General features: G+C 62.3%; 8 protein-coding genes and 1 pseudogene. 1 reads left to right on the top strand and 8 read right to left on the bottom strand.

Annotation, left to right across the window (positions count from 1 at the left end; all coding sequences use genetic code 11):
* The 3 genes from dmpG to WA157_RS01720 form a co-directional block, all read right to left on the bottom strand.
* Positions 1-905, bottom strand: a 905-nt coding sequence (gene dmpG, locus WA157_RS01730; RefSeq protein ID WP_422619311.1) for a 4-hydroxy-2-oxovalerate aldolase, incomplete at its 3' end; no start/stop codon positions are given.
* 14 nt (positions 906-919) lie between these two features.
* Positions 920-1,837 (bottom strand): acetaldehyde dehydrogenase (acetylating), encoded by a 918-nt coding sequence (locus tag WA157_RS01725; RefSeq protein WP_422619310.1) that lies wholly within the window; start codon positions 1,835-1,837, stop codon positions 920-922.
* Positions 1,838-1,920: 83 nt separating this feature from the next.
* Positions 1,921-3,660 carry an IlvD/Edd family dehydratase gene (locus WA157_RS01720; protein ID WP_422619309.1) on the bottom strand — a complete coding sequence of 580 codons (1,740 nt, stop codon included), beginning with the start codon at positions 3,658-3,660 and terminating at the stop codon, positions 1,921-1,923.
* Positions 3,661-3,823: 163 nt separating this feature from the next.
* Here WA157_RS01720 and WA157_RS01715 point away from each other — a divergent pair, with 163 nt between their 5' ends.
* Positions 3,824-4,777 carry a LysR family transcriptional regulator gene (locus WA157_RS01715; RefSeq protein ID WP_422619308.1) on the top strand — a complete coding sequence of 318 codons (954 nt, stop codon included), beginning with the start codon at positions 3,824-3,826 and terminating at the stop codon, positions 4,775-4,777.
* 97 nt (positions 4,778-4,874) lie between these two features.
* Here the strand turns inward: WA157_RS01715 and WA157_RS01710 are convergent, their stop codons facing one another.
* The 5 genes and pseudogenes from WA157_RS01710 to WA157_RS01690 all read right to left on the bottom strand — a co-directional run.
* Entirely contained in the window at positions 4,875-7,982 is a 3,108-nt protein-coding gene (locus tag WA157_RS01710; RefSeq protein WP_422619307.1) for an EAL domain-containing protein, read from the bottom strand.
* 121 nt (positions 7,983-8,103) lie between these two features.
* Positions 8,104-9,957, bottom strand: coding sequence for a DNA helicase RecQ (gene recQ, locus WA157_RS01705; RefSeq protein ID WP_422619312.1), 1,854 nt, complete (start codon positions 9,955-9,957; stop codon positions 8,104-8,106).
* Between the two features lie 160 nt (positions 9,958-10,117).
* Positions 10,118-11,254 (bottom strand): ABC transporter permease, encoded by a 1,137-nt coding sequence (locus WA157_RS01700; RefSeq protein ID WP_422619306.1) that lies wholly within the window; start codon positions 11,252-11,254, stop codon positions 10,118-10,120.
* Positions 11,251-12,183 carry an ABC transporter ATP-binding protein gene (locus WA157_RS01695; protein ID WP_422619305.1) on the bottom strand — a complete coding sequence of 311 codons (933 nt, stop codon included), beginning with the start codon at positions 12,181-12,183 and terminating at the stop codon, positions 11,251-11,253. The genes WA157_RS01700 and WA157_RS01695 overlap by 4 nt, the downstream gene beginning before the upstream one ends.
* Positions 12,180-12,471: pseudogene (locus tag WA157_RS01690) on the bottom strand (hypothetical protein); the annotation flags it as partial. The pseudogene WA157_RS01690 and the gene WA157_RS01695, both read right to left, overlap by 4 nt.

The following is a 12,471-nucleotide window of genomic DNA, read 5'->3' as shown; positions in this document are numbered from 1 at the left end:
GCACTGGCGCGTTTGGCAAACAGCAGGAAGCTGGAATAGACCCCGGCATAGCCCAGCGTGAGCGAGTCGCGGTCGATGCGGATGACATGGTCCATGATCGGCACCACCAGGTCTTCGGCCACGTCCTGGATCTTGAACACATCGACCCCGGTTTCAATCCCCATGCGGGCGCATACGGCGATGAACACCTCCATCGGCGTGTTGCCGGCGCCGGCACCCAGGCCAGCGGCGGCGGCATCGATGCGGGTGGCCCCGGCCTCGATCGCGGCGATCGAGTTGGCGACGCCCATGGCCAGGTTGTGATGGCCGTGAAAGCCCAACTCGGTCTCGGGTTTGAGCGCGGCGCGCACGGCACTCAGGCGCGCTTTCACGTCGTCGGGCAGCATGTAGCCGGCCGAGTCGGTGACGTAGATGCAGTTGGCGCCGTAGCCTTGCATCAAGAGTGCCTGGCTGACCAGCTTTTCCGGGCTGGCCATGTGCGCCATCATCAGGAAACCCACGGTGTCCATGCCCAAAGCACGGGCCTTGGTGATGTGCTGCTCGCTCACGTCGGCCTCGGTGCAATGCGTGGCGACACGGATGGTGGCCACGCCCAGGTCTTTGGCCATCAAGAGGTGCTCGACGGTGCCGATGCCGGGGATCAGCAGCGCGCTGACCTTGGCCTGCTTCATCAGCGGAATCACCGCGCCCAGGTATTCCTCGTCGGTGTGCGCCGGAAAGCCGTAGTTGACGGAGGAGCCGCCCAGGCCGTCGCCGTGGGTGACTTCGATCAGCGGCACGCCAGCGGCGTCCAGGCCGCAGGCAATGCTCTTCATCTGCTCCAGCGTCATCTGGTGGCGCTTGGGGTGCATGCCGTCGCGCAGGGTCATGTCGTGGACGGTGATTCTTTTACCTTGGACAGTCATGGGGTGCTCCTGGCTCAGGCGACCGTGGCCATGGGTTGAAGATTGATCCTGCCAGCGAGAATCTCCTCGGCAAACATCTCGGCGGTGCGGGCGGCGGCGGTCATGATGTCGAGGTTGCCGGAGTACTTGGGCAGGAAGTCGCCCAGGCCTTCCACTTCCAGAAACACCGACACACGTTTGTCGTCAAACACCGGGCCATTGACCAGTTTGTAGCCGGGCACGTACTTCTGCACTTCCCTGATCATGGCGTGAATCGACGCGGTGATCTTCGCCCGATCAGGTTCGGTCTCGGTCAGGCAATGCACGGTGTCGCGCATCACCAGCGGCGGCTCGGCCGGGTTGATGATGATGATCGCCTTGCCCCTGGCAGCGCCGCCCACCTGCTCGATGGCGCGGGAGGTGGTGCGGGTAAATTCGTCGATGTTCTTGCGCGTGCCCGGGCCTGCCGATTTGGAGGAAATCGTGGCGACAATCTCGCCGTACTGGACCGGCTGTACCCGGGAGATGGCGGCGATCATGGGAATCGTCGCCTGGCCACCGCAGGTCACCATGTTGACGTTCATGACGCGCTGGCCCACAAGTGCCAGCAGATTGACCGGCGGCACGCAGAACGGGCCGATGGCCGCCGGCGTCAGGTCGATCACCAGGACGCCCAATTCAGTCAGCTTGCGCGAGTTCTCGGCATGGACGTAGGCCGAGGTCGCATCGAAGGCGATCTGCACACCATCCGCCAGCACATGCGCCAGCAAGCCGTCAACACCCTGTTCAGTGGTTTTCAACCCCAGCTCGTGGGCGCGCTTCAAGCCCTCGGAAGTCGGGTCAACACCGACCATCCAGACCGGATCGAGCACCGGGCTGCGCCTCAGCTTGTAGAGCAGATCGGTGCCGATATTGCCCGGACCGATCAACGCACATTTGATTTTTTTGCTCATCACCGGTCTTTCAAATCAATCGCATGGAACGCACTGGATTCCCGCCTGCGCGGGAACGATGTCTTGATGGAAGTTCCCTTTGCTCAATGGGAATGTCTGGGCACCTCGGCGCCACGACAACCGACCAGAAAATCAAAATCGCAGCCCTCGTCGGCCTGCAGCACCCGGTCTATGTACAACTGCTGGTAGCCGCCCTTGGCCGGCGCTGCGGGCTTGGCCTGCAGTTCAGCCTGGCGCTGCGCGATCTCGGCATCACTGATCTCCAGGTCCAGCTTGCCCGCATAACTGTCGAGTGCAATCCAGTCGCCATCGCGCACGATCGCCAGCGGCCCACCGGCAGCCGCTTCCGGCGCCACATGCAACACCACGGTGCCGTAGGCCGTGCCGCTCATGCGGGCATCCGAGATGCGCACCATGTCGGTGATGCCTTGTGCCAGCAGCTTGGGCGGCAGGCCCATGTTGCCCACTTCGGCCATGCCGGGGTAACCCTTGGGGCCGCAGTTCTTGAGCACCATCACCGAGTCGGCATCGATCTCCAGATCCGGGTCGCCGATGCGGGCCTTGTAGTGGTCAATATTCTCAAAGACGACCGCCTTGCCGCGGTGTTTCATCAGCGCGGGCGTGGCCGCTGACGGCTTGAGCACGGCGCCGCGCGGCGCCAGATTACCCCGCAGGACGCAGATGCTGCCATCCGCGACCAGCGGGTTGTCGAGCGGCCGGATCACTTCCGGGTTGTGGATCGGGGCGTCCAGCACGTTTTCCCAGATGGACTTGCCGTTGACCGTCAGCGCATCCTTGTGCGGCAGCAGGCCGCCCTCGCCCATCCGGCGCAGCACGCCAGGCAGGCCACCAGCGTAATAAAAATCTTCCATCAGGAAACGGCCTGACGGCTGCAGATCCACCAGCGTCGGTGTGCCCTTGCCCACGGTGGTCCAGTCGTCCAGCGCCAGCGGCACGCCGATGCGAGCGGCAATGGCCTTGAGGTGAATGGCCGCGTTGGTGGAGCCACCCACGGCTGCATTGACACGAATGGCGTTCTCAAACGCTTCGCGCGTCAGGATTTTGGACAACTTCAGGTCCTCCCACACCATGTCCACAATACGCATGCCCGACATGTGGGCCAGCACGTAGCGGCGCGCATCCACTGCCGGAATGGCCGCGTTGTGCGGCAGCGAGGTGCCCAGCGCCTCGGCCATGCAGGCCATGGTGGAGGCCGTGCCCATGGTGTTGCAGGTGCCGGCCGAGCGCGACATGCCGGCTTCGGCCGACATGAACTGGTTCAAGGTAATTTGCCCCGCCTTGACGGCTTCGTGCAGCTGCCAGACCACCGTGCCGGAGCCGATGTCACGGCCTTCATGCTTGCCGTTCAGCATCGGGCCGCCGGTCACGACGATGGTCGGGATGTCGCAGCTCGCAGCGCCCATCAGCAAGGCCGGCGTGGTCTTGTCGCAACCGACCAGCAGCACCACAGCGTCCATCGGGTTGCCGCGAATCGACTCCTCCACATCCATGCTGGCCAGGTTGCGGGTCAGCATGGCGGTGGGGCGCAAGTTGGACTCACCGTTGGAGAACACCGGAAACTCGACCGGGAAGCCGCCCGCCTCGGAAATGCCACGCTTCACGTGCTCGGCAATCTTGCGAAAGTGTGCGTTGCAGGGGGTCAACTCCGACCAGGTGTTGCAGATGCCGATGATTGGCTTGCCCTGAAATTCATGGTCCGGAATGCCCTGGTTCTTCATCCAGCTGCGGTACATGAAGCCGTTTTTGTCGGCTGCTCCGAACCAGGCGGCGGACCGCAATACACGTTTGGGCGGGGTGGACATCCGAGTCTCCTTCAATCTTTCGGGTTGCAATCGATGCCATCTTAGGTGCGGTAGAAATACAAAACAAATGAATTAATATGCGAAACAGATATTATTTTTTATATCAATCAAACGACAATCCGGATGAACACTGACTATCCCCGCCACTGACACCCCCAGACCCATGAATGACCATGACCATGACCCTGACGCCGCGCGGCGGACGCGGACCAAGCTCAAAACCCGCCAGATGTTTCTGTTGCTCGCGCTGGACGAAGCGCGCAATCTTCATCAGGCGGCCAAAGAGACCCACATGAGCCAGCCCGCCGCGTCGAAGATGCTCAAAGACATTGAGGAACTCTTTGGCGTGCCGTTTTTTGACCGGCTGCCGCGCGGCGTGCGGCCCACGCTGTATGGCGAAACCATGATCCGTCATGTCCGCATGGCGCTCACCAATCTGTCACAAGGTCAGGATTCGATTGCCACGCTGCAGGCCGGCCTGTCAGGCCAGGTTGACATCGGCGTGATCATCACGCCCTCCACGACGCTGGTACCGCAGGCGATCGCGCGCACCAAGCAGGAGGCCCCGCGCCTGTGTATCGGCGTTGAGGTCGGCACCAGCAATGAGCTGGTGGCACGCCTGAAGCGCGGGCAACTCGATTTCCTGATCGCGCGCATTCGGGAGCAGGAAGATGATCTGGACTTGTTGTATGAGGACTTGTCGGAGGAAACCGCGTGCGCCGTCGCGCGTGTTGGACATCCCTTGCTGGCGCGCAGCGATCTCAGCTTGAACGATCTGGCCGCTGCCAGCTGGATACTGTCGCCGCGCGGCAGCATTCTGCGCCACCGGTTCGACATGATGTTTCGTCGCATTGAGCTGGAGACGCCCGCCAATGTGGTGGAGGCCACGGCCATTTCAGTGATCACCAGCCTGCTGCAGCAAACCGATTTCCTGCATGTGATGCCACTGGAGGTCGCCCGCTATTACGTCCGATGCAGCGAACTGGCCATCCTGCCCATTGAGCTTCCCTGCAAGATGGACAGTTTTGGCGTCATCATGCGGCGCGATCAATTGCTGTCACCCGGGGCCAAGCTGCTGTTGCAACACGTGCGCACGATCGCGGCGGAGATCTATTGAGAGGCCGCGCCTTCGTGCCCATGCCCTTGATGCCTTGCCCAACTGAGCTCAGGAAGTCAATCAGTCATGATTGAAAAATGGAAAGATACGGAAACCGTCAGCTCATGCTATTGCGCACGAAAGCTTCGAATTGATCTTTAGGTAACGGCTTGCTGAAGTAATAACCCTGCACCTCATCACATCCCTGCAAGCGCAAAAAGGCCAGTTGACTGGCCGTTTCCACACCCTCGGCAATGGTGTGCATGCCCAAACTGCTGGCCAGATTGATGATTGCGGTGACGATCGCCTTGTCATCCGGATCATCGCTGATGTCGCGTACAAAAGACTGATCGATCTTGAGCTTGTCGACCTTGAATTTTTTCAGGTAGCTCAGGCTCGAGTAGCCGGTGCCAAAGTCGTCAATCGACATGCGGATACCGTGTTCGTCGAGCTTGTTCATGATCGCGATGGCGGCCGGCGGATCGTCCATCGCGGCGGCCTCCGTCAGCTCCAGTTCCAGAAACTCGGGGGGCAGCGCGGCCTCGTCGAGAATGCGCGTCACCAGGTCAATCAGGTTCGGATGGCGAAACTGCACCGCTGACAGGTTGACCGCCATCACCATGGGCCGCAGCCCGGCATCCAGCCACTGCTTCAATTGCCTGACGGCGGTGCGCAGCACCCACTCGCCAATCGCCAGGATCTGCCCACTGTCTTCGGCAATCGGGATGAACTCCACCGGCGAGATCATGCCCAGTTCGGGATGGCGCCAGCGTAAGAGCGCTTCGGCGCCCACAATATGACCATCCTGCAAGGCGATCTGCGGCTGAAAATGCAGCTCAAATTCATGCCGGGGCAGCGCATGGCGCAGGGCGTTGACCAATTGCAGGGTGCGCGCAGAATGGGCCTGCATCTCCTGCGTGAAAAAGCGGAAATCGTTGCGCGAGGCCTGCTTGACGCGGTACATGGCGGCATCGGCGTTCTTTGACAGGGTTTCAAAATCCTGCCCGTCATTGGGATAAAGGGCGATACCAATCGACACCGTGCTCACCAATTCATTCTGTTCAATCTGGCACGGCTGCGCGACGGCGGCAAGCAATTTCGCTGCGACTTGACTGGCAGCCGCTTCATCAGTGCCCGGCAGCAAAAGAATAAATTCATCGCCACCCAGCCGTGACAGGCTGTCTTCTTCCCGCAGCGCGGCCTTGAGTCGGCGCGAGACGTCCACCAGCAGTTGATCACCAACGCTATGCCCCAGGGTGTCGTTGATATTCTTGAAGTGGTCCAGGTCGAGGAACATGATGGCCAACTGGTCGCCGTGGCGCTGGGCCAGGCTGAGCGCGTACCGGAAGCGATCATGGAGTTGGCTGCGGTTGGGCAGGCCGGTCAGCTGATCAAAATGGGCCAACTGTTGAATCTGCGCCTCTGCCAGCTTCTTCTCGGTGATGTCGCGCGTGATGGAGAGGATGCAGTCAACTTCTTTGAAACGAACATTTTCCGCTGACATCAAGCCGTGAAGGACGTCGCCATTTTTCTTGACGAAAGTGGCCTCAAGATTGTTGCAACGACCTTCGGACTGCAATGCGTCAACCAGCCGCATCCGGTCTGCCGGGTTGCCCCAGAGATTGAGTTCGGTGGCGGTCTTTCCCACCACCTCGTCGTGCTGCCAGCCGGTGATGCGCTCAAAACCCGTGTTCACATCGACGTAGAGACCATCCACCCGCCGGGTGATGTTGACCGCATCCGGGCTGGTCTGAAACGCTTTGCGATAGCGCTCCTCGCTGTCGCGTAAATCGTCCTGCATTAACTTGCGCTCACGGTCGTCGGCAAAGTGGTCCAGCGCAAAGCTGATGTCAAGCGTCATTTCAAGCAACAGGTTTTGTGCCGCTTCGTCAAACGCACCCGTTTCACCGGCATAGAGCGTGAGCGCGCCAGCCACCTTGTCGCCGGCGCGCAGCGGCAAGGCCGCTGACGCTCCCCACCCGAAGCGCTCGCCGCGCGCATGCCAGGCCTCGGTGGTGGGGTCTCGCTGAAAATCCTGACACCACACGGGATGGTTTTCACGTACGGCGGTGCCGGTAGGGCCGACGCCTGACGCGGCAGCGGCATCAACCGAAATTTCTATCCCCTCCAGGTACTCGACACCGCTGCCGAATGAGGCTACCGGTTTGACCAGCTGGTCAGCCTCATCGAGCATGCCGATCCAGGCCATTTTCATGCCGCCAAAATTAACGGCATCCCGGCAAATGATCGGGAACAATTCACTTGCATCGCTGCAGCGGACGATGGCCTGGTTGCATTGGCTCAAGGCCGCGTAAAGCCTGGTCAGGCGCTCAATTTTGATTTCAGCGTTCTTGCGCTCGGTGATGTCGCGCGACAGCACAATGAAAGTCGGCGCATCACCAGGCAGGCCGGGCTTGCGTGAAGCGGAGAGCTCGAACCAATGCGCACCGTCCGGCAGGGCTAGCTGGATCTGCTTGCCGTGCGAGTGGCCGACTGCACTGGCTTCATGCACCGCAGCCAGGCAACTATCCGCCACCGCAACCGGCAACACTTCATGCAGCGTCTTGCCCAGCAGCTCGGCGGGCGCAGCGGCCAGCGGGTCAGAGCGCGGCGAATGGTAGGCCAGATAGCGACCGTCCAGATCCGTTTCAAAGAGCAGATCGGGCAGTGCGTCGAGCGTGCTCTGCAGCCGCTGGTTGAGCGCCACGAGTTCTACTGCCTGCGTATTGACGTCGACTTGAAGTTCGTTCGCGCGGACCCTGGCTGCGCCCGCCTGTTTCGCACCGTAGGCCAGCAGCACGCTGAACAGCGCCGCCAGTGCGACTTTCACGCTCAGGCCCTGCGGGTCTGCCCAGCCCGTCGTGGGCGCCACACTGAGGGTCCACTTGGCGTTCGGAGCCTTCAAGTCAAAATCAACGGCGTCAAGCGGGACTTTGGCTGACTGGGTGATGATCTGGCGCTGCTGATTCGCCGGATCGATGCGCCACAGCACATAGTCATAGCCGCGCGCAACCACCTGCTCGAATTGCGCCGGACCCAGGGATTGCTGCAGATTTTGCTGCAGGGCCTGCGCATGGTCGGCGGCCATGGCCAGCGCACGGGACTGCTCCAGCTGCCGGCGGTTCTGCTCGGAGCGATAGACCAGGCCGGCGGCCACCAGGCCCGAGAGCAGGAAGACGACGATGCCAAGCAGGGCTGGGCGCATGGGCTTAGCGAGAATCGGCATCACAAACCTTCCCTGTTGAAATGGTTGCATGGCACATGCCCGCCAATCACGCACACCTTGGCGCCGTGCTTGCGGTCAAATTGTAGAGGTGATCGGCGTCAGGTTCGATCACCTGTGTCGCTCACACGCTCACCATCACGCGCAGCACCTCTTCACCATAGGCTTCCAGCTTTTTCGCGCCTATGCCGCTGATGCCTTGCAGATCATCCAGCGACAGCGGCGCGCGCTCGGCAATGGCCGCCAGCGTGGCATCGTGAAAAATCACATAGGCCGGCAGGTTGTGTTCTTTGGCCACTTCGCCGCGCCAGGCTTTCAGGGCAGAGTAGCGGGTCTGCGCCGCTGCATCCAGCGCGATGGGCGTTTTGCCGACGCTGCCGGCGTGGACCGCGCTGCTGCGTTTGGCCTTGCGCCCGGCCGGGCTCGATACCGAGGCGCGCAACTGCACCGGCACCTCGCCCCTGAGCACGGCGCGCGAGGCATCGGTGAGTTGCAGGGTATTGAAGGCCTGGGCATCGACCGCCACGGCGCCGATGGCAATCAGCTGGCGCAGCACGCCGCGCAGTTGCACTTCGCTCAAGTCCGCGCCAATGCCAAACGTACTCAGGGTTTCATGGCCGCGCTGCGTTACCTTCTCGGTGCTTTTGCCACGCAAAATATCCATGATGTGCACCGCGCCATAGCTGCCGCCCATCTGCTGCACGCGGTAAATGGTGCTGAGCAGCTTGCGCGCCGCGTCGGTGCCGTCCCACACGGCGGGTGGATGCAAACAGTTGTCGCAATTGCCGCAGGATTTGCTCTCTTCGTCGAAGTAGTGCAGCAGCCGCACACGGCGGCAATCGGTGGCCTCGGCCAGACCCAGCAGCGCATCGAGTTTGCCGCGCAGGCCCTGTTTGAATTCTTCACCGGCCGGGCTCTCGTCAATCATGCGGCGCTGGTTGACCACGTCCTGCAGGCCGTAGCACATCCAGGCTTGGGCGGGCTGGCCATCGCGCCCGGCGCGGCCGGTTTCCTGGTAATAGCCCTCGATGTTTTTGGGCATATCCAGATGCGCCACAAAGCGCACATCGGGCTTGTCGATACCCATGCCGAAGGCGATGGTCGCCACCATCACAATGCCCTCGCTGCGCAAAAACTGGTCCTGGTTCGCTTGGCGCACCTTGGCGTCCAGTCCGGCGTGGTAGGGCAGCGCGGCGATGCCTTCATCGCACAACACGTTGGCAATGTCTTCCACCCGTTTGCGCGACTGGCAATAGACGATGCCGGCCTCGCCCATGTGCTCCTGGCTGATGAAGCGCAGCAACTGCTGCGTGGCATCAACCTTTTCGACGATGGTGTAACTGATGTTGGGGCGGTCAAAGCTGCTGATGAACAGGCGCGCGTCCTGCAATTGAAGCCGCTCCACGATGTCGGCGCGGGTCAGCGCGTCGGCCGTGGCCGTCAGCGCGATGCGCGGCACGCTGCCATAACGCTCATGCAACACGGTCAAAGCGCGGTATTCGGGCCGGAAGTCGTGGCCCCACTGGCTCACGCAGTGCGCCTCGTCGATGGCAAACAGGCTCAGTTTGCCGCGCTCGTGCAGGGAGTCGAGTTGCGCCAGAAAACGCGGCGTCGTCACGCGCTCGGGCGCCGCGTAGAGCAGGGTGATGTCGCCGCGCAGCAGCCGCCGCTCCACCTGCGTCGCCTGCTCGCCCGACAGGGTGGAGTTGAGAAACTCGGCGTTGACACCGGCCTCATGCAGCGCGCCGACCTGGTCGTGCATCAGCGCGATCAGCGGCGAGATCACGACCGTGATGCCCTGGCCGGCTTGCTCGCGCGCGATCGCCGGAATCTGGTAACACAGCGATTTGCCGCCGCCGGTGGGCATCAGCACCAGGGCGTCGCCGCCCGCCACTACGTGCTCGATGATGGCTTGCTGGGGACCACGGAACGCGCCGTAGCCGAAGACTTCTTGCAGAATGAGATGGATAGACAAAATCTGTCGCTATTAAATTAGTAGCTGATTGCGCAGACTACACGGGGGCTAGAGGCTGATTTGGCTTGAAATCCGGGCCGGGGCGCTTGATCACGCCGCAGGGGCCATGGTGCTTTCGGGCGCCGAGGTTTCATGCCCCTATTGTCCGGCGATTTTTGCTGCCTCAATCCAGCGTCTGACGATAACGTTTGAGGGCAATGGCGCCAACGACGAGCAAAAACAGCGCCATGGGCCAGAGATTGGGCACCACCTCACTGAGGCTGGCGCCTTTGAGCATGATGGCCCGCACCGCACGCAAGAGGTGGGTGAGCGGCAGCATTTCACCCAGCCCCTGCGCCCAGCCTGGCATGCCGCGAAACGGGAACATGAAGCCCGACAACAGCATGGAGGGCAAAAAGAAGAAAAACGTCATCTGCATCGCCTGCAACTGGTTGGTCGCCAGGGTCGAGAAGGTAAAACCCACGCCCAGATTCGCCAGCATGAACAAACCGATGACAAACATCAGCAGCGTCAGACTGCCCAGGATCGGCACCCCAAACAACAAAATGGCGGCCAGAATGATGACACTGAGCTGCACATAGCCAATGATGATGTAGGGCGTGATCTTCCCCACCATCACCTCGAACGGGCGCACCGGCGTGGCCAGCAGGTTTTCCATGGTGCCGCGTTCACGCTCGCGCGTCATGGCCAGCGAGGTCAGCATCACCATGGTCATGGTCAGAATGGTGCCGATCAGTCCCGGCACGATGTTGTAACGGGTCAGGCCTTCGGGGTTGTAGCGGCGGTGAATGCGCAGCTCAAACGGCGGCTCGCGCGGCTGCAGCCCGGCCAGTGCACCTTGGAGATCGTGCGCCAGCGCCAGCGGGGTGATTTGCCCCAGCGCCGCGATGGCGTTGCTGGCGGCGGACGGGTCGGTGGCATCCACCGCCACCAGCACGGCGGGTTTTTCGCCGCGCACCACGCGCCTGGAGAAATCGGTCGGAATCGCCAGCACGAACTGGACCTCGCCGGTCTCCAGCAGGCGCTCCGCCTGGACCTCGGTAGCGGGCTGGGCCACGATGTGGAAGTAACCGGTGTTCTGGATCGACGCCACCAGGCTGCGCGCCAGCGGCCCGTTGTCGTAGGCCACCAGCGCCGTGGGCAAGCCCTTGGGGTCGTTGTTGATGGCGTAGCCAAACAGGATCAGTTGCATCACCGGCACCCCGATGGCCATGGCAAAGGTGAGGCGCTCGCGCAGCATCTGCTGGAATTCCTTGACGATGATGGCCGCCACGCGCGCGAAGGAGAATGAGGCGCTCATGCCAGCGCCTCCACATCGGCCGCCGTGCCTGTGTCCATGAGGTTGATGAAGACATCCTCCAGATCCACCTGCGCCGGGGTCAGTTCCAAGTCAGCACGTGTCCGGTACGGTGCGAGGGATGCTTCAAGCAGCGCCGGGTCAACGCCCGCCACATGCAGGGTATTGCCAAACGCCGACACACTCAGCACGCCGGGCAAAGCCTTGATCGGCGCCACCAGGGCCCCCAGATGCTCGCCGGCGACGGACCACACGGCCAGGCCCGCCCGCCCGATGATGTCGGCCTGGGTGCCGCGCGTCAGTACCTGGCCGTTGGCGATGTACATCAGCTCGTGGCAGCGGGCGGCTTCATCCATGTAGTGGGTCGAGACCAGCACCGTGATGCCAAGCGCGGCCAGCCGGTGGATTTCATCCCAGAAGTCGCGCCGCGCTTTCGGGTCGACCCCGGCGGTGGGCTCATCGAGCAGCAAGAGGCGCGGCTCGTGCAGCAGGCAGGCGGCGAGGGCCAGGCGTTGCTTCCAGCCGCCGGACAGGGCGCCGGCCAGCTGGCGTTGGCGCTCGGTCAAGCCCAGCCGCTCCAGCGTCAGGTCCACCGCCCGCTTGCGCTGCGGCAGTTCGAACAGGCGGGCCACAAAGTCCAGGTTTTCGCGGATGGTCAGGTCTTCATACAGGCCAAAGCGCTGCGTCATGTAGCCGACCTGGCGCTTGATCTGCACGGCTTCCCGGATGAGGTCCAGCCCCAGGCAGGTGCCGGAGCCGCTGTCGGGGGTCAGCAGCCCGCACAGCATGCGAAGGGTGGTGGTTTTGCCACTGCCGTTGGGCCCGAGAAAGCCGCAGATGCGCCCGGTTTCCAGCTGGATCGACAAGTTGTCCACCACGGCGCGCCCGCCATAGCGCTTGGTCAGGCCGGTGACGTCAACCGCCAGGGTCACGGCGTCGCCCCGGCCACCGGCAACACATCAACCGGCTGACCGGGCTTGAGTCGGGCGCCATCGGCGGCGCTGGGCCGCGCTTCCACCATGAACACCAGCTTGGCGCGCTGCGCATTGGAGTAAATGACGGGCGGCGTGTACTCGGCCCGATTCGAGATGAACCTAAATCCGGCAGTTACCCTGCCATCGTGAGTTGATCCGTTCGGTGCCACGGCGGCAAAGGGCGGGTTATTTTCGCCACCACGTAGTCCAGGAACGTCTTCCAACGGTCTGTCAGAGGCAACTGCT

This window comes from Rhodoferax ferrireducens, from assembly GCF_049302455.1.
Lineage (GTDB): Bacteria > Pseudomonadota > Gammaproteobacteria > Burkholderiales > Burkholderiaceae_C > Rhodoferax > Rhodoferax ferrireducens_B.
The sequence above is the reverse complement of the archived record's forward strand: the minus strand, read 5'-3'. Positions and strand labels throughout refer to the sequence as shown.